Here is a 25733-nt window from a genome sequence, read left to right as displayed (position 1 = left end):
AAATTATTTGGATTTTATTATTTCGTTGTGTTATACACGCAAAAAAAAATCTAACTTTTCTAAAAAAGTATTGTTGTTAAAAAATATAAATGGAACCAAGAATTGATATCTAATGAAAAAAAGCGGATTTACAACACTTGCATTAAATGTTCCCTATCCCAAAAATGACCCTCATAAAAGTTTACAGATTCCTCTTTATGAGAGTGTTGCTTTTGAATTTGATTCAGCAGAACAGATCGAAGCCAATTTTAAAGGCGAATATGTGGCTCATACTTATTCACGTGCATCGAGTCCGACAGTAGAATATTTTGAGTTAAAACTAAAAACGTTAACCCAGAGCAATGGTGTATTGGCGGTAAGCTCAGGAATGGCTGCTATTTCAAATACGATTCTGGCTATTTCAAAATCAGGAGATAATATCATTTCAGGGAGTCAACTGTTTGGACATACATTATCATTATTTCAGCAAACGTTGCCGGATTTTGGAATAGATGTCCGGTTTTCTGATTTGAAAGACAGCGGTAAGCTTGAAGAGCTGATTGATAAGAATACACGAGCCATTTATTTTGAAACGGTTACCAACCCGCAGTTGGAAATTGCTGATATTGAGATGTTGTCAGAAATTTCCCGCAAATATGGAATTGTTTTAATATCAGATAGCACTGTAACTCCTCCCAATGTTTTTAATGCCGGGAAGTTGGGGATAAATATTGAGGTTTTTTCAGCAACCAAACACATCTCTGGAGGAACTGCTTTTGGTGGTGTTGTTATCGATCATGGAAATTACGATTGGCGCCTGAATCCAAACTTTAAAGATTTTATAGAGAAATTTAAGGACAATGCGTTTATTGCAAAACTTCGCAAAAATATTTACCGAAACACCGGCGGAAGTATGGCACCACAAACCGCGAAGTTTCTGATCCAGGGATTGGATATCCTGGAACTTCGGGTCGAAAAATGTTATCAGAATTGCCTGGCTTTGGGGAAGTTTTTAAGCTCAAATCAGAAAGTAAAAAAAGTTGGGTATCCGGGTTTGGAAGCCGATTCGCGAAATTTCCTCGCAAAAAAATATTTTAGTGGAATTCCGGGAACAATCATGACCTTCGACCTTGAATCAAAAGAAGCCTGTTTTGCGTTTATGAACAAGTTGCAAATAGTCCGGCGGGCCACTAATTTAAACGATAATAAAACGTTAATTATTCATCCTCACTCAACAATTTACGCCGAATTTTCAGAGGAGGAAAGGAAAATTGCCGACGTGCGTGATACCATGATGCGGCTTTCCGTTGGGATTGAAAACGTGGAAGATCTGATTTCAGATATAAAGCAGGCTCTTTCATAATTAGTCTTTTATTTTTAGATTTTCCAAAGTTTTAAAATCATAAGGAGATGCTCCTGTTGTATACTGGTTTTCCCAAAACTCGGTTTCGTATCGGTTTTTAATAGAACGTAAAGTAATTCTGTTGTCAAAAATTCGTTTGCGGTTTTTTCGGATTGTTAGTGACTCAACTCCGTTTTTGTATGTTTTTAAATGTTCAGAAACTTCTATTTCCCGACCCGGATTAATAACCGCACCCTGTACGTACTCCGATAAATATCCAAATCCATCAGAATAATCATATTTTATGTAATGGTAGGTTTTCTGAACAGGAATTGTATCCCATACTTCCTGTGGCTTTTCAAAAACCAGTTTTGAATGTAAATAGGGAAGTTTAATGTCTTTTTTTACCATCGCAAACGAAAGCAGGGTAGTATCTTTTTTATTAATGATTATTTCAATATTGCACTTGTGATCATATGTTGTTTTGCTGGCAAGAATTAATTTTATAGAGTTACTTTCTTCTTTTTTCAGATAGTTGAATTGTTTAGGTAAATCAACCCAGTATATTTGCTGAACCGGTGGATAAAATAAATTCAAATCAATCAAAAAATCGTTGTCCTGAATTTCTCTGTGTTTTTCTATTTTTTCCTGAACCCGGTATATATTGGTGTTCTCTCCTTTTTTGTATGACCGAAGTTTTTTCTGAACAATATCCAAGTCCAAAAAAGCCTCCTGTGCAAATGTTTCGCCATATAATTTCCGGGTACATTTTGCATAAGCCCTGGCGATATTTTCATCTTTAAATGTTTTCCATGTGTTTTCGCAGCTTTTGTTAAAAAGATTGAAAGCAAATTGTGGAGAAACCAACACTTCTTCAATTTGAAAGTCTTTGGATGAAAGAACAAAATCTTTGTTTTTAGTATCGATCAGGAAACGTTTTGTTTTATAGTTCAAATGTTTTATTTCAACCGAATCGTTAACCCGTGCTTCCAGGCTGAAAAATCCGTTCTCATCGGTAATACACGAAGTTTTTTTCCCGGTATTGTACAATGTGGCAAATTCAACCGGAGCGCCGTTGTTGTTTTGTACAGTTCCGGTAATAAAGTCTTTACTGGTATTTTTATTTTTCCTTGAAATCGTTCCTTCAATGTAATATTCCTCATGGTTACTACTTTCAGGATTAACTGTTTCAGAAACCGGTATATTTTCGCTTTTTTCTTTTGTTGAATTATCTGTTTCTGATGTTTCTGTATCTGCGTCTGAACTTCGGAACCGGTCAACAGTAAAATCAGCACTTCCCAAACAAATCTGCCCGTTTTCCGAAACTCCTTCCACCAGAACTTTGTAGCGCGAAACATTGTCGCAGGTAAAAAATAAAACTTCTGCCGGGCCATTTCCTAAAATAAGACTCGGATTCCAGTATAAAGTATTTCTGAAATCAGGTGTTTCTGAATTTATATTTTCCGGTGTGTATTGTGGTGAATAAAATTCTTTAACAGATGCCAAACCTTTAATCTTCTCTACCATCCCACCTAATAATGGCCTGTCCAGAGTTCTTTCATCTCCTGTTTTAAACGTAAGGTTTATTGCCCCCCACATTGCACGTGCTCCAAAAGCATAAGACATTGGAGGTGATATAATCTCTATCGTTTTAATATCACTTATGTTGTAACTTCGGACTTCATCGTATTCTATGTACCGGTACCCATCAATAAAAAAATTTGCAATGCCACTCGCTTCTCCGGGTGATAATTTTATAAATACATCGTTCTTTTTTTTCTCTTCATTCCAAATCAGACTAGAATAAACTCCTGGGACTCTTGTAGTAAGATATTGCACAATGTCTATGCTGCCTGCAGTCATTTCCCACGTTAATTGATATGCGCCTTTATTTTTCTGAGGTGTTCCGGTTTTTATTTTTGGTTCGGGTTTGCGGGCTGTTACATCAATTTCATCAATCAATCGTGTATCTCTGTCCGGATAAAATTCCTTTAACCGTAAGTCATTCAGGTAGCGTTGCCGGTATAGCGATAAAGGAATGCCGGTAAAGTCCTGTAATACCTTCAACCGTTGAATATCGATTGGAAGAAGTGTTATTTTTGGCAGCTCCATTTCAAACTGTACACTGTTTTTGTTTCTTTTATTGCGAGCCTGCACAAAAACAGAGGCTGAGTCGGTAAAAAAGATGTTGCTGAATTTAAAATTTCCGTTTTCATCGAGCGGCTGGTCGATAATTTGTTTTGTACTGTCGCTTTTAAAAAGCATCATGGTAACATCGCCTTCAGGGAGAGTTTTGTTTCCAATGGCGCGTTTTACCTGTCCTTCAAAATTAAATCCCAGTTGCGGTTCAAATTTTATTTCTACGGAATCTTTATCCAAATCATTCCAGATGTAATTGCTCCATCCGTTTGTTGTCATCAGCAAATCGAGTTTAGTTTGGGAGTCGAGCGAATCGTCGGAAATAAAATAATCAGCCGGCGCTTCAATATGGCCTTTTAACTCCGAATCGAGTAATAAATACGAAGCCATGTTTTGTGAAACTCCGGTGGCATTCAGATAGTTTTCATCAACTACAGCCATTGAAAGAAATGATATGTCGGAACCGACCGTGTCTTGAATATTTATCTGAACCATTTCGCGGGTTGACAGTTGCTTGTCGTTTAAGCGGACATGTAGGTGGTTGATATCATCGTTAATAAAAACCAGTCGCTCGGAAACCGGGTTCAATTTGTCGTCGAGCAGCACCAGCCGGTTGATTCCACCCCGTAGTTTTTTTGTATCTATTTTTAGAATCGAGTTTATCTTCCGGCGGTTGATTTCCATATAAAATAAGCCCCTGCCGCGATTCATCGCAACAAGTGTCCACTGTCCGCGGCCCGTATCTTTCCCCTGAACAACCAATTGTATCTGCAGTTTTCCCTGATTTACCAGTTTCAGTTTTGCGCCACTTTCTTTTACCTCGGGAAGTTCAAAGTGGTTTTCTCCAATTTGTGCAAAGTAAGTATCCCCGGTTTTAGGATAGAAATAGAATTTTCCGGCACCTTTGTAAATGGATTGAAAAGTTAATACCGGCTTGTTTTTTTCATCAAAAAGAGTTCCTGAAACCGGGATTTTTTTTCCTGATTTGTCAGCCGCTACAAACGTTACACAATTTGATTCGCCGGCAAGCAGAAACCCAGCTTCCGGGAGAAATGAAACATCGATTTTATTTTCCGGTGATTCTCCGGCTGAAATTTGATTTAATGTGTCAAGAGCCCAGTTTTTATCAATACTTCGCTGGCTCGAAGACAGTTCAAAAGAATTTTTAACGGTGGAAACCCTGATGGTTTTGGTGAAAAAGGCGTCGTCGCCAAAATTTTTCAGGTAGTCGGTATAGGCACGCAGCAAATAGTTTCCTTCCAATTCAGTGGAATTGGAAAGTGAAAGCCAACCCCGGCCCAACCCGTTTTGAATCACAAACATTTCGTTTTTTATAATATCTCCATCTTCACCAATTAAATCGATGTATAAGTTGCATGACTCAGGAACCGGTATGTGCGACTGTCCTTCCACCAGGTATGCTGCAAACCAGAGCGAGTCGCCCGAAAAGTAAAATTCCCGGTCGGTGTGGAGATAGAGTTTTTGAAATCGTATGGTGTTTGGCTCTTTTATAAATGCTTCCACATTTTGGGAATGAACTGCAAAAACATTTTCCAACAAAAGAAGCAGTAATAAAATACGATGTGTTGGCATGGTGGATTCGTTTAGTTGGCTGATTATCAACAAAAATTATTCCAAAACATACACCTTTGCAATCAATTTTGTTTTGAAACATGGTTTGGAAAAATCATTTTACTTCATTTTGTTTTCCATCAAAAACTCAAAAAAACGGTTCACACGTGTAACTTTCCCGTCTTTTGATTTTGGTTCGTCAATAAATCCGACCCAGAATTTTTTAGCAGAATAGCTCAGTTTATTAAATGCCTTCATCATTTTTGGGTCATCTTCCAGCAGCCACTGCAAATACTCCGGAACTGTTATTTCGGGAGGAGCTTCATCTTTTTCAACAACAATATGAACGCTGTCACCTTCGGTTTTCCCAATGGCCTTGCGGATGTCTTTTTTCAGGTGTAGCCAGTGGGTGCCGTTTCCGTGAGGAAGTAAACTCATCCGGTACATTTTCCCGTCGAATGCAGCTTTTACTCGAATCGCTTTTCGTGTGCCAAATTCCTTTGCACTTTCAAAAGGGAATTCGGCAAAAACACCCAATTGCGGCCCTTTAATCAGAATGGTTTTGTATTCGTATTTTTTAGCCATCGGTTTCGGGTTGAATAAACCTGAGGTTACGTTTAAGTCCTTTAAATCCGGTTCGCTTCACAGCCGAATTTTTAAAAATGTCTTTAAATAGTGGTTTGTCGATGTTGTGCCATTCGTCCCTGGTAAGTTCAAGCAGTTTGGATTTTGGTAGAAAATTCGGTTCATCATGCGGTTTCGACTTTAAATTCCACGGGCACACATCCTGGCAAATGTCGCAACCAAAAATTCGGTTTTTAAACTGACCTTTGAGCTTTTCATCCAAATCACCCCGCAATTCAATGGTTTGGTACGAAATACATTTTCGCGCATCAACCACCTGGTTGGAAACAATCGCTTTAGTAGGGCAGGCATCGACACAACGCGTGCAATTCCCACAGTGGTCGCGCACCAATTTGGATTCGTCGTACGGAAGTTCGATATCAAGCATTAGTTCCCCGATAAAAAAGAAACTTCCGTGTGTTACCGAAATAAGATTACTGTTTTTACCTACCCAGCCTAATCCTGCACGTTTTGCCCATGCACGTTCTAAAACCGGTGCGGAATCCACAAACGGCCTTCCGTTGCATGGTGCAATTTCATTCTGAATAAAAGAAAGCAGCGTTTCCAATTTGTCTTTCATTACAAAATGATAGTCAGTTCCATAGGCATACTTAGAAAGAACCGGTGCGGTTTCGTCTTTTTGTGTAGCTTTCGGATAATAGTTTTGAAGAACTACAATTATTGTTTTTGCGTTTTCATACAACAGTTCGGGATTCAACCGCTTTTCCAAATTTCTGGCCATGTAAGCCATTTTTCCATGCATCTCTTTGTTGAGCCATTTCTGAAAATGTTCTTTTTCATCCGCAAGTTCTTGAACCGGAAGTATGGCGCATTCCAGAAAACCTAAATCTTTGGCTTTGGATTTTATTATATTTGATAAGTGTTTTTCTTTCTGCATGTTTTATAAAAATAGTAAACTAAACAAAATGAACCTAAATCGCCGTAATTTTTTAAAAAGCTCTTCGCTGGCTTTGGTCGGAACTGCAACTTCACACTCTGCTTCTTCATTTCAAATTGATGAAAAAAACGAATATTCAAATCTGGATAAAATATTAACCAAGCCGGTACTTAAAAAAGAGTTATTCCCTGCTCCCGTCATTATTGATACGCTGGAATTGCTGAGGTACAAAAATAATTTTATTTGCCGTGTGCGTTCAACTGACGGTGAAGAAGGAATTTCTGTGGGAAACAATATGCAGATGGTTTCGTTGTATCCCATTTTTACCGAACGTCTTCAGCCATTCTTTCCGGGGAAAGATGCCCGCGATTTAGAAAAGATTTTGGAAGAGGTGTATGTTTACCAAAGCAATTATAAATTACAAAGCCTGGCACTTTGGGTACCGCTGGCTACCATCGAATTTGCCGTTTTGGATATGCTGGGGAAAATTGCCGGAAAACCGATGGGGGAGCTGATTGGGAAAATTTATCACAATGAAATTGCTGTATACCAGGCAAACAATTTCAGAGGGAAAACAGCGCAGGAGTCTATTGAAGGTATTAAGAGACAGGTGGAAGAAACTCAGGCGAAAGCAGTGAAATTTAAAATTGGTGGAAGAATGAGTAACAATGCTGATTATCCACCGGGAAGAACAGAAGAGTTGATTCCGCTTGTTCGTAAAACATTTGGTGAGAATATGACAATTTATGCAGATTCCAACGGATCTTATACGGTTGACGAAGCCATCAGGATAGGGAGAGTTTTGCAAGAGTATAAAATTGATTTTTATGAAGAACCCGTTCCTTTTGACTGGTATGAAGATACGCTCGAAGTGGCGAAAGCACTGGCAGTGCCGATTGCCGGCGGAGAGCAGGAGCCAAGCATGCACAATTTCAGGTGGCTGATTGCCAACGATGCTTTACAAATTGTGCAGCCCGATATTTTTTATTTTGGCGGGATGATTCGTTCCATGAAAGTAGCATTAATGGCTGATCTTTTGGGGAAACCTTGTGTGCCACATATTTCCGGTTCCGGTCTTGGATATTTATATATGATGCATTTTGTTTCTGCTATTCCGAACGCCGGACCGTTTCATGAATTTAAGGGATTTAACAACGAAATTCCCCTGGAATGCAAAACATCGGATCTGGAAAGTAATAACGGTGTAGTAACTGTGCCATCGGGCCCGGGGCTGGGTGTCGAAATCGATCCGGAATTTATTGGCAGGCACAAGTTGGTCAAAGGGTAAAGTTCTCTGAAAATTTCCTTAAGGGTTAAATATTTCCTGAGGGAAAAACCCTTAGGGTATAGAATTCCTAATTTAAAAGAATCCCAGCTCCAGCCTGGCTTCTTCGCTCATCATCGATTTATCCCATGGCGGCTCAAAGGTAAGGTCGACGTTTACATTTTCAATTCCTTCCACTGCACGCGCTGCAGCAGTTACATCGTCCATTAAAATATCAACAACGGGGCAACCCGGAGCAGTGAGTGTCATAACTATATTCGCGTTGTTGTCATTGTCAACATCAACATTATATATTAATCCGAGGTCGTATATATTTACCGGAATTTCCGGGTCGTACACCTCTTTGAGATTATTTATGATTAAATCAATTCTTTTGTCCATTTTAATTCCTCCTTCCTCAATCTGCAATCCTGCTATAAGCAACACCGTATAACCGAATTTGTTTTACCATGGCCAGCAACCCGTTTGAGCGTGTTGGCGAAAGATGTTGTTTGAGTCCCAAATCGTCGATAAAATGCAAATCAGATTCCATCAATTCTTTTGGTGTTCTTCCTGAAACAACTCTTAAAAGCAGGGCAACCAACCCTTTTACAATAACTGCATCACTTTCTCCGTGGAAATATATTTTTCCTTCTTTTTTCTCTGCAACCAGCCAAACCCGCGACTGACAACCTTTAATTAAATTTTGGTCATTCTTATCTTTCGGGTCCAATTCCTTTAAACCGTTTCCCAGTTCAATCAAATACGAGTACTTGTCCATCCAGTCTTCGTAAAGGGAAAACTCTTCAATTATTTCCTGTTGTATTTCTTCTATCGACATGAATCTTAGCTTTTAACAATCGTCAAAGATCGCAAAATTTTACTTTTATCCAATGACAAAACCTATGCATATTAAGAATCTTTAAAAACAACCCAATCCTTAATATTTGCTTAAAACGTGTTGTTTATTTTTCATAGTTTTATGTTCAAAACCAAAATCAAAAATCTTTAAATATGACTAGTTTAAAAGGTACACAAACCGAACAAAATTTATTAAAGGCGTTTGCAGGTGAGTCTCAGGCACGTATGAGGTATAATTATTTTGCAGAAAAAGCCAGGGAAGAAGGATTGGAACAAATTGCCGCCATTTTTGAGGAAACCGCCATGAACGAGAAAGTACATGCAAAGCGTTTTTTTGATTTTTTAGAGGGTGGAATGGTTGAGGTCACAGCGTCGTATCCGGCTGGAAAAGTGGGGACAACTTTGGAAAATTTAAAAGCAGCAGCAGAAGGGGAAAATGAAGAATGGACTGATTTGTACCCTGAGTTTGCACGTATTGCAGAGGAAGAAGGATTTAAAAATGTGGCAAAAGCATTTACTTTAATTGCCCGTGTTGAAAAGGAGCACGAAGAACGCTACCGTACTTTTTATACCAATTTGGAAGAAGGAAAAGTGTTTAAACGTGGAGATAAGGTGATTTGGAAATGCCGGGAGTGTGGTTTTATTCACGAAGGAACAGTTGCACCTAAAAAATGCCCGGCTTGTCTGGCTGAGCAGGCTTTTTTTGAAATTGCAGCATCTAATTACTAATTTTAGAATAGTTTGTTTCGAAAATCCACAAAGAAGCGTGTTTTATTGTGACTCAAATCACTTTCAACTTTTTCAATCCTGCGTTTCTTTGTGGAAATTTTTTGTTATGAAGCAATTTCTTGTCAGATATAAGTGGAAAATTGTAGGTGTTTTCCTGGGCGCATTGGCCGGATTTCTTTACTGGTATTATATTGGCTGCACTTCCGGAACCTGCCCGATTCAGTCAAACTGGCATACCAGTACACTTTATGGCGCTTTGATCGGGTATGTTTTTCCAAACAGTCCTGGAAAAGGAAAAAAGGAATCTTCAGCAAAACCAGAGAATTTATAACATCACCAGCACTCTTTTCAATGCCTCGATAAAAAGATCAACTTCTTCTTTTGTGTTGTACATTCCAAACGAAATACGAATCGTTCCGGGAACCTTGTAGTGTTGCATAACCGGATCGGCACAATGATGACCCGTTCGAACTGCGATTCCCATTTTATCAAGTAACATTCCGATATCGTAAGGATGGGTATTGCCAACATTAAATGAGATGACACCCGATTTTTCCGGTGCCTCTCCATAGATTTTTATTCCGGAGATTTCCTTTAATTTTGATGCGGCATAAGCTAGGATATCCTGTTCCCATTTTCCAATATCTTGCAGCCCAATCTCAGTAATCAAATCGATGGCGGAACCAAATGAAACTACACTGGTAATATTTGGGGTTCCTGCCTCGAACTTGTAGGGGATTTCATTAAAGGTTGTTTTTTCAAACGAAACTTCCGAAATCATTTCTCCTCCTCCCTGGTATGGAGGCATCTCATCGAGCCATTTTCGTTTTCCGTATAACACACCAACACCGTTTGGACCGTACATTTTATGTGCAGAAAAGGCATAAAAATCAACATCCAGTTTTTGAACGTCAACGGGAATGTGCTGAACAGCTTGTGCCCCGTCGATAAAAACAGGGACATTTTTGCTATGCGCAATCTCAATAATTTTTTCAACAGGATTTATGGTTCCCAAAACATTGGAGACATGTGCCAACGCGATAATTTTTGTTTTGGGATTGATCATTTTCTCTAAAACATCCAACTGAAGTTCTCCTGAATCGGTAAAAGGGAGTTTTATAACCGTTGCATTTTTTCTGCCTGCGACCAGCTGCCAGGGAACAATGTTTGAATGATGTTCCATTTCGGAAACGATAATTTCATCGCCTTCCTGAATATATTTTTCGCCAAAAGAATGCGCAACCAGGTTTACGCTTTCAGTAGTTCCTTTGGTAAAAATGATTTCTTCCCGAACTTCAGCCTTTATAAACTTCTGAATTTTGATACGAACAGCTTCAAATTCAATAGTTGCCTGGTCAGCCATATAATGCGCTGCCCGGTGGATATTCCCGTAAAAATCGTTGTGAAGTCGCTCTTCCGTCATGAGCACCTGTACCGGTTTTTGGGCCGATGCGGCATTGTCGAAATATACAAACGGTTTGTTGTAAACCTTTTGGTTCAGAACGGGGAAATAGCTTCTTATTTTTTGAATGTCGTAATCCATTTTAATCTTATAAAGAAAACTAAAGGTAGATAATTTTACGGCAAAAAAATATTCCCGCAAGTTCAAACAAATGAATCCTACGGGAATATCTGAAGAATTTTTATTTGGCTAACATTCGCAGTTGTACGCACATTCGTGACAACGTGCTACTTCGCCTTTTAAGCGTTTGTCAACCAGATCATCAATCCGCTCGCGAAGAGCTTCAATTTTTATCTCCTGAACTACTTCGTGAGCAAAAGCATTCATCATCATTAGGCGTGCTTTGTTTTCCCCAATTCCCCGGGCCCTCAAATAAAACAAAGCCTCTTCGTCGATTTGTCCAACTGTTGCACCATGGCTGCATTTAACATCATCGGCATCAATAATCAGCTGAGGTTTGGTTTGCATGGTTGCTGCATCGGTGAGCAATAAATTGTTGTTCCGCTGAAATGCGTTGGTTTTTTGTGCGTCGCGCATTACGTGGATTCTTCCTGCAAATGCCCCGGTCGATTGGTCGTTGAGCACATTTTTATACAACTGGTTGCTCTGGCAATGAGGTTGGGCATGAATAACCTGAGTGAAATTATCAACATGTTGTTTTTTATCGATAAACGACATCCCATACATATTGGATTCAGCATTTTCGCCGTTGAGTACAAATTTCAGGTTGTTTCTAATCAGTCCGCCATGTAACGACGAAGTATGGGTAGTAGCGGTAGAATCTCTCTCCTGCTGAATAAAAACAGAATTCAGAGATGTTGCTTTGTTGTGTTCATTTTGGAGTGTATAATAATCCAAATGAGCATTTTCTCCTACAAAAATTTCAGTAACCGAGTTACTTAGGTAGGTGTTCAAATCCAGCGTATGGTTACACAACAAAAGTTGCAAACTTGCTCCTGATTCCACTATGATCAAATTACGCTGAGTGGCATAAGTATCTTTATCAGATTGTAGCAAGTTGATCAGTTGCAAAGGTTTTTCAATCGTTACATTTTTTGGGATGTACAAAAAATACCCATCTTTTGCAAAAGCTGTATTTAATGCCACCAAAGGATCTTCTTCTGTTTTGGCAATTTTTGCATAGTATTTTTCAATCAGTTCCGGATTGTTATTGGCAAGCTCTTCCAAACTCCCCAGGATAACGCCTTCCGGTAATTCTGCCTCTTTGTTTTTTTGGTAATACCACCCGTTAATCAACAACGTGAGGTGGGTATCCAGTTGAGGGACATCGCAACGAAACACTTCGTTTAAATCTGCTTCAACCTCTTCTCTTTGGTGAATAAATTTGTATTCAGGCAAAAATTGCGGCTGCAGATTGGTATATTTGTAGTTTTCATTTTTTCGTGTAGGAATCCCCTGCATCACAAAATCCTGAAAAGCTTTATTTCTCTGGGCATTTAAAACATGGGAAGAGCCTTCAAACAAAAGGTCTTTCACTTCATTGTAATGCCCCGTATATTTTAGCGACAAATCCGCTTTTTCTACTAAAACACTCATATTAAACCGCCATTTCTTTTTTTATCCAGTCGTACCCCTTTTCTTCCAGCTCAAGTGCAAGCTCTTTACCGGCTGATTTTACAATTTTGCCCTGGTAAAGAACGTGAACATAATCGGGAACAATATAATCGAGCAAACGCTGATAGTGTGTAACTACAATGGTTGCATTTTCAGGACTGCGTAAAGTATTTACGCCACGGGCAACGGTTTTTAGCGCATCAATATCGAGGCCGGAATCGGTTTCATCCAAAATGGCCAATTTAGGCTCCAGTAGTGCCATCTGAAAGATTTCATTTTTTTTCTTCTCCCCACCTGAGAATCCTTCATTAACCGAACGATTGGTCAGTTTTGTATGCATATCCACCAATTCCATTTTTTCACGCATGTATTTCAGAAATTCACCGGCAGTAAGTTCTTCCTGCCCCCGGTATTTTCTTTGTTCGTTTATTGATGTTTTCAAAAAATTTACCATAGGTACACCGGGAATTTCAACCGGGTACTGGAAACTCAAAAACAGACCTTCTCTGGCACGATCTTCCGGAGACATTTCAAGGAGGTCCTCTCCTGAATATGTTACCTCTCCTGAGGTAACTTCGTATTCTTCTTTTCCTGCCAGCACATTTGCGAGCGTACTTTTGCCTGAACCATTTGGGCCCATTATGGCGTGGATTTCACCCGGTTTTACTTCCAGATTAATCCCTTTAAGGATTTCCATTCCTTCAACGGAAACATATAAGTCTTTTATTGATAACATTTTATTATTGAGATTTTGGGATGAATTTTTTCATCACCTGTTTGACATTGATTATTTTTTTCTGAACTTTTATCCAACACTTCCTTCTAAACTGATTTGCAGAAGCTTTTGTGCTTCAACTGCAAATTCCATCGGGAGTTTGTTTAATACTTCCTTTGCATAACCGTTTACAATCATACCGATGGCTTTTTCCGTATCTATTCCGCGCTGGTTGCAATAGAAAATCTGGTCTTCCCCTATTTTTGAGGTGGTTGCTTCGTGTTCAACAATCGAAGATTTGTTGCCTACCTCGATGTAAGGAAATGTATGTGCACCACACGTATCGTTTAACAACAGCGAATCACATTGAGAAAAGTTTCTTGAGTTAATTGCTCCCGGCAAAACTTTTACGAGGCCCCGGTAGGAGTTATCGCTTTTACCCGCCGATATACCTTTTGAAATAATGGTACTTTTTGTGTTTTTGCCGATGTGTATCATTTTGGAACCGGTATCAGCCTGTTGATGGTTGTTGGTTACGGCTACAGAATTAAACTCACCAATAGAGTTATCACCCATTAAAATACAACTTGGGTATTTCCAGGTAATTGCGGAACCGGTTTCGACCTGAGTCCAGCTAATTTTAGAGGAAACACCGCGGCAAATACCACGTTTTGTTACAAAATTGTAAATTCCACCTTTCCCGTTTTTATCTCCCGGATACCAATTCTGAACGGTTGAATATTTTACTTCGGCCCGATCTAACGCGATAATTTCTACAACTGCAGCATGTAACTGGTTTTCATCCCGCATCGGTGCGGTACAACCTTCCAGGTAACTTACGTAGCTGTCATCGTCAGCAACAATTAATGTGCGTTCAAACTGACCTGTATTTGCCGCATTTATTCTAAAATAAGTCGATAATTCCATCGGGCATTTTACGCCTTTCGGGATGTAGCAAAATGATCCATCGCTAAAAACGGCTGAGTTTAGCGCTGCAAAATAATTGTCGGCAACCGGCACCGCCTGTCCCAAATATTTTTGAACTAAATCCGGATGTTCCTGAACAGCTTCACTAAACGAACAGAAAATAATTCCCTGTTCCGCCAATGTCTCTTTAAAAGTCGTTTTAACCGACACGCTATCTATTACTGCGTCGACTGCAACACCGGCTAAATGTTTTTGTTCTTCCAACGGAATTCCCAATTTGTTGAATGTTTCGAGTAATTCCGGGTCCACTTCATCAAGGCTCTCGTACTGAGGTTTTTTCTTTGGTGCAGCATAATAACTGATCTCCTGAAAATCAATTGGCGGGACTTTCAGATAAGCCCAGTTTGGCATTTTCATTTTTTGCCATTTACGAAAAGCTTCCAAACGAAATCCCAGCATAAATTCAGGCTCATTTTTCTTTTTCCAAATGGTTCGGACAACGTCCTCATTCAGACCTTTATCGATGATGTCAGTATCTATTTCAGTTACAAATCCGTATTTGTATTCGCTTTGAGTAACCTCGTTTAATATTTTATCTTGTTCTACCATCCTTTTAAGTTTTCTTTTCTATATAACAACAGCTTAATTGGACTGTTTAAAAATTAATTGCAAAGATATAAAACTATAGGTAATTTTGTCCGAAGAAGTAAAATAAATAATACCTTTTTGTCTTTAATTAACAGAGAAGTAGGAATATTGAAGACAGTAGCTTATACAGGTATTTATATTAATTATTTAGTATTGTTATATTAGATGAAAAACGAAAAGCAGACCCAGATTTCTGAAGTTGGAGAGTTCGGATTGATTGAAAGGCTAACAAAAAATATTCAGATTAAAAATGAAAGCACTTTGAAAGGTGTTGGCGATGACGCCGCTGTACTGGATTTCAAAAACAAGCAGGTAGTTGTTTCATCTGATTTGCTCACTGAGGGGATTCATTTTAATTTGATGTATGTTCCGTTGAAGCATTTGGGATACAAGTCTGTAGTTGTAAATCTTTCTGATATTTTTGCCATGAATGCTGTTCCTCGTCAAATTGTGGTAAATATTGCTCTTTCAACTAAATTTTCGGTAGAAGCGGTAGAGGAATTGTATTCCGGAGTACATTTGGCTTGCGAGAAGTATGGAGTTGATTTGGTTGGGGGAGATACCACAAGTTCATTAACCGGATTGACTTTAAGTGTAACTGTTATTGGCGAAACAGAAAAAGAAAACCTGGTTTACCGGAGTGGTGCAAAACCAAATGACTTGCTTTGTGTTACCGGCGATTTGGGCGGGGCATATATGGGGTTACAATTACTGGAAAGAGAAAATGAGGTTTTTAAAGTGAATGAAAATATGCAGCCTCAGTTGCAGGGTTACGATTATATTTTAGAACGGCAGTTAAAACCGGAAGCTCGTGGCGATATTGTCGCTGCATTCAAAAAAATTGGAATTAAACCTACCTCTATGATTGACATTTCTGATGGCCTCTCATCGGAAATAATGCATTTGTGTAAAAATTCAAATACCGGTTGTAATCTGTATGAAGATAAAATTCCTATGGATTTTCAAACTAAAAAGATGGCTGAGGAATTAAGTATTAATCCTTTGGTTGCTGCGTTAAACGGGGGGGAAGATTATGAGTTGCTGTTTACAATTTCGATCGAAGATTATGAAAAGATTAAAAATGATCCGGATTTTACAGTAATTGGGCACATGACGAATGTTTCAGAGGGTACCAATTTAATAACAAATGCAGGTTCGGCTGTTCCGTTAGAGGCACAGGGATGGAATCATGGAAAATAAAAATGCCACTCCGGAGGAGCAGCATTCTTCAGAATATTTTGTTGAATTTAATCCGGATAATATCCCCGGATAATTCCGCGTTTTGAATCTTTTACAAACAGTAATATCTCATCACGTTCAGTAGAGGCCGGCATTTCTGCTTCAATAATTTCAGCAGCCTGCGAAGTGTTTAGCCCTTTTTGGTAGATATACCGGTAAATGTCCTGGATTTCACGAATTTTTTCATTGTTATATTGACGCCGACGTAAGCCGATGGAGTTTATACCAACGTAAGACAAAGGTTCCCTGCCGGCTTTAATAAAAGGAGGTACATCTTTTCGAACCAACGATCCTCCACCAATCATTACGTGGGAACCAATTCTGCAAAATTGATGAATACCAGTCATCCCGGAGATAATAGCCCAGTCGTCGACAATAACTTCTCCGGCCATATTGGTATTGTTACCAAGGATTATATTATTTCCTAGAAAACAATCGTGTGCGATGTGTACATAAGCCATAATCAGGTTATTATTCCCGAGTACCGTTTTGCCTTTTGAGGCAGTTCCCCGGTTAATAGTAACCATTTCACGAATGGTATTATTGTCGCCGATTTCCACGGTTGTATATTCTCCTCTGAATTTTAAATCCTGAGGGATGGCACCGATTACAGCTCCCGGAAAAATGTTGCAGTTTTTTCCAATTCTTGTACCGGGGAGTATTGTAACGCTGGAGCCGATCCTGGTTCCTTCACCAATTTCCACATCATGATCGATGGAAACAAATGGTTCGATTACAACATTGTCTGCAACTTTTGCATCAGGGTGTACGTATGCTAACGGTTGTTTCATAATTTATTTTCTAAAAGTATTAGTTTTCTTTTTCTGTCTGTTTTATTAATTGAGCCATAAATTCACCTTCAGCCACAACTTTATTTCCTACGTAGGTTATTCCTTTCATATTTGCTATACCTCTTCGGATCGGCGAATTTAAATTTAATTTGAAAATCAAAGTGTCTCCGGGTACAACTTTTTTACGGAATTTAACATTGTCGATACGGATAAAATAAGTCGAGTGTTTTCCTTCTAACCTGCTTAAAACCAGTAATCCTCCGGTCTGTGCCATTGCTTCAACAAGCAAAACTCCGGGCATAACCGGCTCATCAGGAAAATGCCCCTGAAAAAAAGGTTCATTTACCGAAACACTTTTAACCCCTATCACTTCATCCTCAGTCACCGAAATTATCTTATCTACCATTAAAAAAGGGTAACGATGTGGCAGAAATTCTTTAATTTGGTTCACATCCATTAAAGGCGGCAGATTGGGATCGTAGTCCGGAGCATTCTCAAGTGTTTGTTTATATGCTTGTTTTAATTTTTTTGCAAATATGGTATTTGGCCTGTGTCCCGGTTTTGTTGCGATAATTCTACCTTTAATGTGTTTCCCACACAGGGCCAGGTCTCCAATTACGTCCAGTAATTTGTGTCTGGCGCATTCGTTATCAAAATGTAAATCAAGATTGTTTAAAATTCCCTGTGGTTTTATTTCAACTCTCTCATGGCTGAAAAGATCGGCCAGGCGGTCGAGTTCCTGCTGGCTAACTTCTTTATCAATGATAACAATTGCATTGTCCAATTCTCCCCCCTTAATCAGGTTTTGACTCATCAGTATTTCAAGTTCGTGCAGAAAAACAAAAGTACGACAACTGGCAATTTCTGTTTTAAAATCTGCAATGTTTTCCAGTGTTGCAAACTGATTGTTTAAAACATTCGACTTGAAAGAAATCATAATATTTAACCGGTAGCTGTCATCGGGCAATGCTACGATTGTTGAATCCGATTTTTCATCATAGATTTCAATTTTATCCTTTATTTCAAAGTATTCCCGTTCAGCGTTTTGTTCAACAATTCCAGCTTTTTCTATAGCTTCGGTAAAGTATTTTGAACTGCCGTCAATTATTGGTGCCTCTTCATTATCAACTTCAATAAGTACGTTGTCAAGATCCATCCCGATTAAAGCAGCCAAAGCGTGTTCTATTGTGCCAATTCTTGCTCCGTCTTTTTCAAGCAGGGTTCCTCTGGATGTATCAATAACCAAATCTACATCGGCATCAATTACCGGTTGACTTTCAAGATCGGTTCGTTTGAATTTAAATCCGTGATTTTCAGGTGCGGGGAGGAAATTCATGGTGACATTTACACCGGTGTGTAAACCTACACCCTTTATTTCAAATGAATTTAATAGTGTTTTTTGTTTTACTGTCATGCCAAGTTCTCTTAGTAGAAACTATTTATTTTCCTTCAGTGATTTCACCTCTCTTTTTAGTTGAATAACATCCTCTCTCAATTCAGGAAGCTTTTTAAATATAATGGCTGATTTTACGGCATCTTTTATATTAAAAGCCGGTGTCATAAGTAAAGTCTCGTTGTCTTTTACCGACGAAGATAATCCGGATTGGGCTCCAATTTGTACATTATTCCCGATGGTTAAATGGCCGGCCAATCCAACTTGTCCTCCCAGTCTGCAGTTCTTGCCAATTTTTGTCGTTCCGGCCATTCCTGCCTGAGCCGCAATAACTGTATTTTCTCCGATTTCGCAATTGTGGGCAACCTGAACCAGATTATCCAGTTTTACACCTTTGCGGATAATTGTCGACTCCATTGTTCCACAGTCTATTGTTGTGTTTGCCCCTATTTCAACATTATCTTCGAGGATAACGTTGCCCAGTTGGGGAATTTTATTGTACGTTCCATCGGGTTGAGGAGCAAATCCAAATCCATCAGAACCAATAACACATCCCGCGTGCAGAATACATTGGTTTCCTATTTTACAATCGTCGTATATTTTTACACCGGCGTAGATAATACAATTGTCGCCGATAGTTACATTGTCGCCTACAAAAGCCTGGGGATAAATTTTTACGTTGTCACCTATTTTTGAATTTTTACCTATGTAGGCAAAAGCACCAAGATAAATATCATTTCCTACCGAAGCGGTTTCGTGGATAAAACTGGGATTTTCAACGCCGGTTTTTTGAGTGGATTTTGCCTGTTGAACTAACTCAAGCAGCGAAGCAAACGCCTGATAAGCATCGTCAACTTTAATAAGTGTTGCAGAAATCTCTTTTCGGGGTTCAAACGTTTTATTTACCAAAACAATTGAAGCTTTGGTTACATATATATAATGTTCGTATTTCAAATTGGCAAGAAATGCAAGAGTTCCCGGCTTACCTTCCTCTATTTTTGATACATTGAAAACTTTGACATCTTCATTTCCAACAACTTCTCCGTTGAGAAATGCTGCAATGTCTGTAGCTTTAAATTCCATTCATTTTTTATTTTGGCGTTGCAAATATAGGTTTTAACTAATAAAAGTCCAATTCTTTGGGATAACAGGCAAAATATTTCCTCACGGTTTTGGTAAGTGCTGTTAAATTAATATCGGAAGCTTTTCGAATATCTTTCACTTTTCCGTTCTTAAACAGGATAAGAATGTTTTCGCTGTCGCGGTTAAGGGCGTTGTTGGTTATTTCTCCGGTGATCAAAAAATAAGGTGCTAAATTTTTGTCACCGCTTATGTTTTCTGAAATCCCTTTCAGCATTTTTTCTTTCCATGTTTTTGAAACAGGTTTTGTCTTCATTTTTGTTTTAAACAATTTCCGGTTGGTAATACTGTCGGCCAGCGTTGAGAGTACCAAATCGGGGTGGTATTGCCATTCTTTTACCGATGTTAAAATATCGTTATCATCAAGTAAAGTATACCAGTGTAATATATTTTTCCCTAAAACAGACTTGTTTTCAATAAAATCATCGCTTGAAAAACTGTTATTCAAAAAGACATTGAGTGTAGGTGTAGCAAAAATTGGTTTACCGGCAGCGGCCAGTTCTTTGGCTCTTTTCAGTACATTTATTAAAAGAAACTCCGCAGACACAACTGTTTTGTGTAAATAAACCTGCCAGTACATCAATCGGCGGGCAATCAGGAATTTTTCAATCGAATAGATGGCTTTTACATCTACTACAAGTTGATCATCAACAACATTCAGCATCTTTATGATGCGTTCTATCCCGACCTGGCCTTCTGTTACTCCGGTAAAGAAACTGTCGCGGCTAAGGTAATCCAGTCTGTCCATATCGAGCTGACTGGCTACCAATTGATGCAAAAACTTCTTTTTATACTGATTTTTGAAAATCTCAATGGTCAAATCAAGTTTTCCGTTAAATTCGAGGTTTAACTGTTCCATTAACAAAAGAGATATCTCTTCATGCGGAATTTCAACCAGTGTGTTTTCCAAAACATGTGAGAAAGGTGCATGTCCTATGTCGTGAAGCAAAATGGCAACAGTAACAGCCTCAGCCTCCCGGGGGCTTATATTATGGCCTTTTAGTTGAAGTACGGAAATAGCCTGCCTCATCAGATGTACCGCACCTAAAGCATGTTCAAAGCGCGTATGGTTTGCGCCAGGGAAAACCAAAAACGAAAGACCAAGTTGTTTTATCCTTCGCAAACGCTGAAAAAAAGGATGTTCTATCAGGTCGAAAACCAGCTCCGATTGAATGTTTATAAAACCAAAGACAGGATCGTTAATGATTTTTTTCTTATTTATTTGAAAAGAGTTCACAAATCGTTTCTTCTTGAGTGATAAAAGTACAAAACTTTCGTAAATCAGGAAATGTATCCTTTTAATACACAAAGGTCTGGAAAATCAGCTGACAATGAATTGAACTACCCTTGGGAAACTGCTTTTTATTGAATTATTATTTCTTTAAAATCAGTAATTTATATGTGTTGCTATTTTTTTTATTAATCAATTATTTTACTATTTTTGCGATGATTTTGGAAAAACCTGCTTTAGGGGACCTCTGGTTCCCTATTTTGTTACTAATAATGAATGATTGATAAGGAAAAAGTAATAAAACTGGTTGAAGAAAAATTAGACGAGAAAATGTTTCTTGTTGATGTTTCGGTAAATAAGAGTAATGTTATCAATGTGTATGTAGATAGCTTTGATGGGATGACCATTGAAAAATGTATTGAAATTAGCCGAAACGTGGAACATAATCTCGATCGCGATGTTGAAGATTTTGAACTGCAGGTTTCGTCCCCCGGCTTGACAGAAGGATTTAAAGTGAGACAGCAGTACATTAAATATCAAAATCGCGAAATCGAGGTTGATTTAAAAACAGGTGAACATTTTGAAGGTGTTCTGAAAGAAGTTGATGATGATAAAATTATTCTGGAAACTTCAAAACGCGAAAAAGTAGAAGGGCATAAAAAGAAACAGTTAGTTGTTCGGGAACATAATATTAAATATAACGAAATAAAAAGTGCGAAAGCAGTTATTACTTTTAAATAAACTGATGAAAGATGGAAAATATTAACCTGATTGATACTTTTGCCGAATTCAAAGAGTTGAAAAACATTGACCGGGTTACAATGATGAGTGTACTTGAAGATGTTTTTCGCAGTGTGCTGATCAGGCAGTTTGGCACTGATGAAAACTTCGATGTAATTATTAACATTGACAAGGGCGATTTTGAAATTTGGCGAAACAGGGAGGTTGTTGCAGACGACGAACTGGAAGAGCCGAATTTGCAGATAACATTAACTGAAGCACTAAAAATAGATGACGACTATGAAGTTGGTGAAGAAGTTACTGATGAGGTAAAACTTGCGGATTTTGGGCGTCGGGCCATCTTGAACTTACGCCAGAACCTGGCAAGTAAAATTCTCGAGCTTGAAAAGGATCATATTTACGGTAAATACAAAAATAAAATCGGCGACATTGTTACCGGAGAAGTTTATCAGATTTGGAAAAAAGAAATCCTGATTCTCGACGATGAGGGAAATGAACTGATTCTTCCCAAAGGAGAACAAATTCCGTCTGACTATTTTAGAAAAGGCGACACCGTTCGTGCTATTGTATACAAAGTAGAGCTGCGAAACAATAATCCGTTGATTATTTTGTCTCGGACGGCGCCGGTATTTCTTGAGCGTTTGTTTGAACTGGAAATTCCTGAAATTTTTGATGGTTTGATTACCATTAAGAAAATAGTAAGGGTTCCGGGAGAAAGAGCGAAAGTTGCCGTTGAGTCCTACGATGAAAGAATTGATCCCGTTGGTGCATGCGTGGGAATGAAAGGTTCCCGTATTCATGGAATTGTCCGGGAATTGAGAAACGAAAATATTGACGTAATTAACTATTCTTCAAATGTTCAGCTTTTTATAAAAAGAGCACTGAACCCGGCAAAAATTAATTCAATCAAAATAATTGAAGATAATAAAAAAGCCGAGGTTTATTTAAGACCCGAAGAGGTTTCTCTGGCAATTGGTAAAGGTGGTTTGAATATCAGGCTTGCCAGCCAGTTAACCGGTTACGAAATTGATGTTTACCGCGAAATGGAAGAGGACGAGGAAGATGTAAACCTCGACGAATTTGCTGACGAAATTGAAGACTGGGTAATAGACGGATTAAAAGCCATTGGTTGCGATACCGCAAAAAATGTCTTGAGTATTCCGCGTAACGAACTGATTAAAAGAACCGACTTTGAGGAAGAAACCATCGACAATGTGCTGGGTATACTGAAGTCGGAATTTGAATAAAATGCTAAAATTAAAGTATGGTTTAATCATTTTTGTTAAAATTGTACCATTAAACTTTAGCGTTTGGATTAAGAAAAATTAAATTTTTTTATGGTAGCTGGTAAGACAATAAGGCTTAGTAAACTTGCAAGAGAATTTAACGTTGGTATTCATACCATAGTCGAATTTTTGCACAAAAAAGGTTTTGATATTGACTCAAATCCGAATACTAAAGTTAACGAGGAGGCGGTTCAACTTCTTGAAAAGGAGTATAAAATTGATATTTCTTTGAAAAAAGAATCAGAAAAGATTAGTTTGAAGAGCCAACGCCCGAAAAAAGAAGTTATCACGATTGATGAAGAAGAGGAAGCTGAGGTTGATGAATCATCACCTGAAACTACCGAAGAAAAGCCTAAAGATAAAGAGATAAAGCCCCAAGTGACCAGAAAGGTGGAGGAAGAAAAGCCGGTTGAGCCGGAAAAAACGAAACCGAAAGAAGAGGGCTTAAAAGTGCTGGGGAAAATTGATTTGGATCAGGTTGGAAAGCCGAAAAAGGAGGAAAAGCCGGTTCCGGAAAAAGAAGTGCCAAAAACAGAAAAAAAAGAAGAGAAAATTATTGAGGAAAAGCCTGCCGCTGAGAAACCAGTTACTGAAAAACCAGTTGCTGAGAAAGCTGCTGCTGAAAAACCGAAAGAAGAACCGGTGAAAAAAGAAGAATTTAGCCAAAAGGAAGAAGTTGTTGAAACTGAGGTCCCTAAAGTCGATGAGATTAAAGTAGTTGGGAAGATCGACCTGAAAAATATTAATCAGAAAACCCGCCCCGCAAAAAAATCGAAAGAAGAAAAAGAAAAAGAGCGGAGAGAACGGCAGAAGCAAAAGGCTGCAAGGAAGGCAGAATATCAGAACAAGGTCGAAAGAGTAGATAAGGCTGGAAAAACCGGAAATAAAGAAAACGTAGTAAAAGCTCAGGCAAATAAACTGAACGGACCTACTGTTGTCGGGAAAATTGATTTGCCGGATAAAAAAGATAAAAAGCAACACAGCTCTTCAGACCAGGGGGGAAATAAAAAACGCAGAAAACGGATCCCAAAAGACGGTGGCCGAATCAATTTTGAAGACAAAAAAGGAGACAACAAGTCAAAACCTAACTTTCAGGTTAATAAACAGCATGGTAAAAAGAGGAGACCTCTAAAAAAAGAGGTGAACGAAGAAGATGTTCAGAAACAGATTAAAGATACTCTTGCACGTTTAACAGCAAAAGGAAAATCAAAAGGCTCAAAACACAGGAGAGATAAACGTGCTGCAGCAAGTGAAAAGATACAGGCTGACATTGAAAAACAAAACGAACAGAAGAAGGTATTAAAAGTTACTGAGTTTGTTTCAGTAAACGAGCTCGCCAACATGATGAGTGTTAGTGTTAACGAAGTTATTTCTTCATGTATGAGTCTCGGACTTTTTGTTTCAATCAACCAGAGACTGGATGCAGAAACATTGTCGGTTGTAGCTGATGAATTTGGTTATACGGTCGAATTTGTAAGTGTGGATATTCAGGAGGCAATTGATGACAAAAACGAAGAAAGTGATGAGAATCAGGTTTTTCGCTCGCCGATTGTAACTGTGATGGGGCATGTTGACCACGGTAAAACCTCTTTGTTGGATTACATTCGAAGTACGAACGTTATTGCGGGAGAAGCCGGTGGAATTACACAACATATCGGAGCTTATCATGTGACTCTTGATGACGGAAAAGATATCACTTTCCTGGACACCCCGGGGCATGAGGCATTTACAGCAATGCGTGCTCGTGGCGCTCAGATTACCGATATAGCAATTATTATTGTTGCTGCCGACGACAATGTGATGCCGCAGACCGTTGAAGCAATTAATCATGCCTCCGCTGCCGGTGTTCCGATTGTTTTTGCAATAAACAAAATTGATAAACCCGGTGCAAATCCCGAAAAAATAAAAGAAGAGCTGGCCAATATGAATTATTTGGTTGAAGAGTGGGGAGGAAAATACCAGTCACACGATATTTCAGCCAAACAAGGTATTGGAGTAGAGGAACTGTTGGAGAAGGTTTTGCTGGAAGCTGAAATGCTGGAGCTAAAAGCGAATCCGGATAAAAATGCAACGGGTACTATCATTGAATCATCGTTAGATCGTGGTAGAGGTTATGTTGCAACTCTGTTGGTGCAGTCAGGAACTTTAAATATTGGCGACATCGTTTTGGCAGGTCAGTACTTTGGACACGTTAAGGCAATGTTTAATGAACGTAACCAGAGAATTGACGAAGTTGGACCCGCACAACCGGCAATTATACTTGGCTTAAATGGTGCTCCGCAGGCAGGAGATAAGTTTAATGTGATGGATTCTGAGCGCGAAGCCCGGAATATTGCCAATAAAAGGGAACAGTTGGCGCGGGAACAAGGACTTCGTACACAAAAGCATATTACACTCGACGAAATTGGCCGACGAATTGCAATTGGTAATTTCCAGGAATTGAACCTGATTGTAAAAGGTGATGTCGACGGTTCTATTGAAGCGTTATCTGACGCATTAATTAAGTTGTCAACGGAAGAAATTCAGGTAAACATTAAGCACAAGGCTGTAGGGCAGATTTCCGAATCTGATATTTTGCTTGCTGCAGCTTCTGAAGCCATTGTAATCGGGTTCCAGGTTCGCCCTTCGTTAAATGCCCGAAAACTTGCAGAAAAAGAGCAGATTGACATTCGGTTGTACTCCATTATATACGATGCAATTAATGAAATTAAAGCTGCAATGGAAGGTATGCTTTCTCCTGATATCAAGGAAGAAGTTACCGGAACCGTTGAGGTACTTGAAACCTTTAAAATTACAAAAGTTGGTACTGTTGCCGGTTGTATCGTTCGGGACGGCAAGGTTTCCAGAAACTCAAAAGTTCGGATCATTCGCGACGGTATTGTAATATATACAGGCTTACTTGGTTCTCTTAAGCGTTTCAAAGATGATGTAAAAGAGGTGAAAAACGGTTATGAATGTGGATTGAACATTGAAAACTTTAATGATATTAAAGTTGGAGATCACATCGAAGCCTATCACGAAGTAGAAGTAGCAAAACATTTGTAAAATTTTGATAAAATATAGTTAAGGCCGGATTTTCCGGCCTTTTTTGTTTTTGCCCTCGAAAATGATGTATTTACCGGGTTATTAACAATTCATGTTTTATTTTATAAACGAAAATTAGGATCGAACGCGTTT

At 38.7% G+C, this 25733-nt stretch carries 21 protein-coding genes; 8 read left to right on the top strand and 13 right to left on the bottom strand.

Features of this window, described 5'->3' with window-relative positions:
• Positions 1–112: 112 nt before the first annotated feature.
• On the top strand, positions 113–1342 hold the full coding sequence (locus tag GM418_RS07810; protein WP_158864824.1) for an aminotransferase class I/II-fold pyridoxal phosphate-dependent enzyme: 1230 nt from the start codon (positions 113–115) through the stop codon (positions 1340–1342).
• Here the strand turns inward: GM418_RS07810 and GM418_RS07805 are convergent, their stop codons facing one another.
• The 3 genes from GM418_RS07805 to queG form a co-directional block, all read right to left on the bottom strand.
• Complete coding sequence (locus GM418_RS07805; RefSeq protein WP_158864822.1) at positions 1343–5053, bottom strand: carboxypeptidase-like regulatory domain-containing protein; 3711 nt, start codon at positions 5051–5053, stop codon at positions 1343–1345.
• A 99-nt stretch (positions 5054–5152) separates the two neighbouring features.
• Positions 5153–5617, bottom strand: a complete 465-nt coding sequence (locus GM418_RS07800) for a YdeI/OmpD-associated family protein (protein WP_158864820.1) — start codon at positions 5615–5617, stop codon at positions 5153–5155.
• Entirely contained in the window at positions 5610–6554 is a 945-nt protein-coding gene (gene queG / locus GM418_RS07795; protein WP_158864818.1) for a tRNA epoxyqueuosine(34) reductase QueG, read from the bottom strand. The genes GM418_RS07800 and queG overlap by 8 nt, the downstream gene beginning before the upstream one ends.
• A gap of 28 nt (positions 6555–6582) precedes the next feature.
• On the opposite strand from queG, the gene GM418_RS07790 reads away from it, so the two are divergent.
• Positions 6583–7842 (top strand): mandelate racemase/muconate lactonizing enzyme family protein, encoded by a 1260-nt coding sequence (locus GM418_RS07790; protein ID WP_158864816.1) that lies wholly within the window; start codon positions 6583–6585, stop codon positions 7840–7842.
• Between the two features lie 72 nt (positions 7843–7914).
• Here the strand turns inward: GM418_RS07790 and GM418_RS07785 are convergent, their stop codons facing one another.
• Together GM418_RS07785 and GM418_RS07780 are read right to left on the bottom strand one after the other, a co-directional pair.
• The gene (locus GM418_RS07785; RefSeq protein ID WP_158864814.1) at positions 7915–8220 is read right to left on the bottom strand and encodes a metal-sulfur cluster assembly factor; all 306 of its coding nucleotides are present in this window, start codon (positions 8218–8220) and stop codon (positions 7915–7917) included.
• Positions 8221–8236: 16 nt separating this feature from the next.
• Complete coding sequence (locus GM418_RS07780; RefSeq protein ID WP_158864812.1) at positions 8237–8659, bottom strand: SufE family protein; 423 nt, start codon at positions 8657–8659, stop codon at positions 8237–8239.
• A gap of 173 nt (positions 8660–8832) precedes the next feature.
• On the opposite strand from GM418_RS07780, the gene rbr reads away from it, so the two are divergent.
• Together rbr and GM418_RS07770 are read left to right on the top strand one after the other, a co-directional pair.
• Entirely contained in the window at positions 8833–9408 is a 576-nt protein-coding gene (gene rbr / locus GM418_RS07775) for a rubrerythrin (protein WP_158864810.1), read from the top strand.
• A gap of 106 nt (positions 9409–9514) precedes the next feature.
• Positions 9515–9739, top strand: a complete 225-nt coding sequence (locus GM418_RS07770) for a DUF6132 family protein (RefSeq protein ID WP_217447736.1) — start codon at positions 9515–9517, stop codon at positions 9737–9739.
• Here GM418_RS07770 and GM418_RS07765 read toward each other — a convergent pair.
• The 4 genes from GM418_RS07765 to sufB form a co-directional block, all read right to left on the bottom strand.
• Complete coding sequence (locus tag GM418_RS07765) at positions 9734–10951, bottom strand: aminotransferase class V-fold PLP-dependent enzyme (RefSeq protein WP_158864808.1); 1218 nt, start codon at positions 10949–10951, stop codon at positions 9734–9736. The genes GM418_RS07770 and GM418_RS07765 overlap by 6 nt on opposite strands.
• Positions 10952–11059: 108 nt before the next feature.
• Positions 11060–12427, bottom strand: coding sequence for a Fe-S cluster assembly protein SufD (gene sufD, locus GM418_RS07760; protein WP_158864806.1), 1368 nt, complete (start codon positions 12425–12427; stop codon positions 11060–11062).
• A 1-nt stretch (position 12428) separates the two neighbouring features.
• Positions 12429–13181 carry a Fe-S cluster assembly ATPase SufC gene (sufC, locus tag GM418_RS07755; protein WP_158864804.1) on the bottom strand — a complete coding sequence of 251 codons (753 nt, stop codon included), beginning with the start codon at positions 13179–13181 and terminating at the stop codon, positions 12429–12431.
• A gap of 69 nt (positions 13182–13250) precedes the next feature.
• Positions 13251–14696, bottom strand: coding sequence for a Fe-S cluster assembly protein SufB (gene sufB / locus GM418_RS07750; RefSeq protein ID WP_158864803.1), 1446 nt, complete (start codon positions 14694–14696; stop codon positions 13251–13253).
• Between the two features lie 204 nt (positions 14697–14900).
• Between sufB and thiL the strand changes: the two genes are divergently transcribed.
• A complete protein-coding gene (thiL, locus tag GM418_RS07745) occupies positions 14901–15935 on the top strand; it encodes a thiamine-phosphate kinase (protein WP_158864801.1) in 1035 nt (344 codons plus the stop codon).
• 47 nt (positions 15936–15982) lie between these two features.
• Here thiL and lpxA read toward each other — a convergent pair whose 3' ends face one another.
• The 4 genes from lpxA to GM418_RS07725 are packed head-to-tail and all read right to left on the bottom strand — an operon-like array spanning position 15983 to position 20535.
• Positions 15983–16765: an acyl-ACP--UDP-N-acetylglucosamine O-acyltransferase gene (gene lpxA, locus GM418_RS07740; protein WP_158864799.1), complete on the bottom strand. Its 783-nt coding sequence runs from the start codon at positions 16763–16765 to the stop codon at positions 15983–15985.
• Positions 16766–16784: 19 nt separating this feature from the next.
• On the bottom strand, positions 16785–18179 hold the full coding sequence (locus tag GM418_RS07735; RefSeq protein ID WP_158864797.1) for a bifunctional UDP-3-O-[3-hydroxymyristoyl] N-acetylglucosamine deacetylase/3-hydroxyacyl-ACP dehydratase: 1395 nt from the start codon (positions 18177–18179) through the stop codon (positions 16785–16787).
• 21 nt (positions 18180–18200) lie between these two features.
• On the bottom strand, positions 18201–19241 hold the full coding sequence (lpxD, locus tag GM418_RS07730) for a UDP-3-O-(3-hydroxymyristoyl)glucosamine N-acyltransferase (protein ID WP_158864795.1): 1041 nt from the start codon (positions 19239–19241) through the stop codon (positions 18201–18203).
• Between the two features lie 37 nt (positions 19242–19278).
• Positions 19279–20535, bottom strand: a complete 1257-nt coding sequence (locus tag GM418_RS07725) for an HD domain-containing protein (protein ID WP_246222823.1) — start codon at positions 20533–20535, stop codon at positions 19279–19281.
• Between the two features lie 270 nt (positions 20536–20805).
• Between GM418_RS07725 and rimP the strand changes: the two genes are divergently transcribed.
• The 3 genes from rimP (at position 20806) to infB (ending at position 25601) form a co-directional block, all read left to right on the top strand.
• Entirely contained in the window at positions 20806–21270 is a 465-nt protein-coding gene (rimP, locus tag GM418_RS07720) for a ribosome assembly cofactor RimP (RefSeq protein WP_158864793.1), read from the top strand.
• Between the two features lie 11 nt (positions 21271–21281).
• On the top strand, positions 21282–22517 hold the full coding sequence (nusA, locus tag GM418_RS07715; RefSeq protein ID WP_158864791.1) for a transcription termination factor NusA: 1236 nt from the start codon (positions 21282–21284) through the stop codon (positions 22515–22517).
• 90 nt (positions 22518–22607) lie between these two features.
• Positions 22608–25601 (top strand): translation initiation factor IF-2, encoded by a 2994-nt coding sequence (gene infB, locus GM418_RS07710; RefSeq protein ID WP_158864789.1) that lies wholly within the window; start codon positions 22608–22610, stop codon positions 25599–25601.
• Positions 25602–25733: the final 132 nt, after the last annotated feature.

Origin of the sequence: Maribellus comscasis, assembly GCF_009762775.1 — a bacterium.
GTDB classification, from domain to species: Bacteria; Bacteroidota; Bacteroidia; order Bacteroidales; family Prolixibacteraceae; genus Draconibacterium; species Draconibacterium comscasis.
Note: the sequence above shows the minus strand (reverse complement) of the source record. Positions and strands in the feature narration are given on the sequence as shown.

Excerpts from the sequence above, each read along its gene's own strand:
- GM418_RS07810 (WP_158864824.1), top strand. The coding sequence starts at position 113 with ATGAAAAAAAGCGGATTTACAACACTTGCATTAAATGTTCCCTATCCC.
- GM418_RS07805 (WP_158864822.1), bottom strand. The coding sequence starts at position 5,053 with ATGCCAACACATCGTATTTTATTACTGCTTCTTTTGTTGGAAAATGTT.
- GM418_RS07800 (WP_158864820.1), bottom strand. The coding sequence starts at position 5,617 with ATGGCTAAAAAATACGAATACAAAACCATTCTGATTAAAGGGCCGCAA.
- queG (WP_158864818.1), bottom strand. The coding sequence starts at position 6,554 with ATGCAGAAAGAAAAACACTTATCAAATATAATAAAATCCAAAGCCAAA.
- GM418_RS07790 (WP_158864816.1), top strand. The coding sequence starts at position 6,583 with ATGAACCTAAATCGCCGTAATTTTTTAAAAAGCTCTTCGCTGGCTTTG.
- GM418_RS07785 (WP_158864814.1), bottom strand. The coding sequence starts at position 8,220 with ATGGACAAAAGAATTGATTTAATCATAAATAATCTCAAAGAGGTGTAC.
- GM418_RS07780 (WP_158864812.1), bottom strand. The coding sequence starts at position 8,659 with ATGTCGATAGAAGAAATACAACAGGAAATAATTGAAGAGTTTTCCCTT.
- rbr (WP_158864810.1), top strand. The coding sequence starts at position 8,833 with ATGACTAGTTTAAAAGGTACACAAACCGAACAAAATTTATTAAAGGCG.
- GM418_RS07770 (WP_217447736.1), top strand. The coding sequence starts at position 9,515 with ATGAAGCAATTTCTTGTCAGATATAAGTGGAAAATTGTAGGTGTTTTC.
- GM418_RS07765 (WP_158864808.1), bottom strand. The coding sequence starts at position 10,951 with ATGGATTACGACATTCAAAAAATAAGAAGCTATTTCCCCGTTCTGAAC.
- sufD (WP_158864806.1), bottom strand. The coding sequence starts at position 12,427 with ATGAGTGTTTTAGTAGAAAAAGCGGATTTGTCGCTAAAATATACGGGG.
- sufC (WP_158864804.1), bottom strand. The coding sequence starts at position 13,181 with ATGTTATCAATAAAAGACTTATATGTTTCCGTTGAAGGAATGGAAATC.
- sufB (WP_158864803.1), bottom strand. The coding sequence starts at position 14,696 with ATGGTAGAACAAGATAAAATATTAAACGAGGTTACTCAAAGCGAATAC.
- thiL (WP_158864801.1), top strand. The coding sequence starts at position 14,901 with ATGAAAAACGAAAAGCAGACCCAGATTTCTGAAGTTGGAGAGTTCGGA.
- lpxA (WP_158864799.1), bottom strand. The coding sequence starts at position 16,765 with ATGAAACAACCGTTAGCATACGTACACCCTGATGCAAAAGTTGCAGAC.
- GM418_RS07735 (WP_158864797.1), bottom strand. The coding sequence starts at position 18,179 with ATGACAGTAAAACAAAAAACACTATTAAATTCATTTGAAATAAAGGGT.
- lpxD (WP_158864795.1), bottom strand. The coding sequence starts at position 19,241 with ATGGAATTTAAAGCTACAGACATTGCAGCATTTCTCAACGGAGAAGTT.
- rimP (WP_158864793.1), top strand. The coding sequence starts at position 20,806 with ATGATTGATAAGGAAAAAGTAATAAAACTGGTTGAAGAAAAATTAGAC.
- nusA (WP_158864791.1), top strand. The coding sequence starts at position 21,282 with ATGGAAAATATTAACCTGATTGATACTTTTGCCGAATTCAAAGAGTTG.
- infB (WP_158864789.1), top strand. The coding sequence starts at position 22,608 with ATGGTAGCTGGTAAGACAATAAGGCTTAGTAAACTTGCAAGAGAATTT.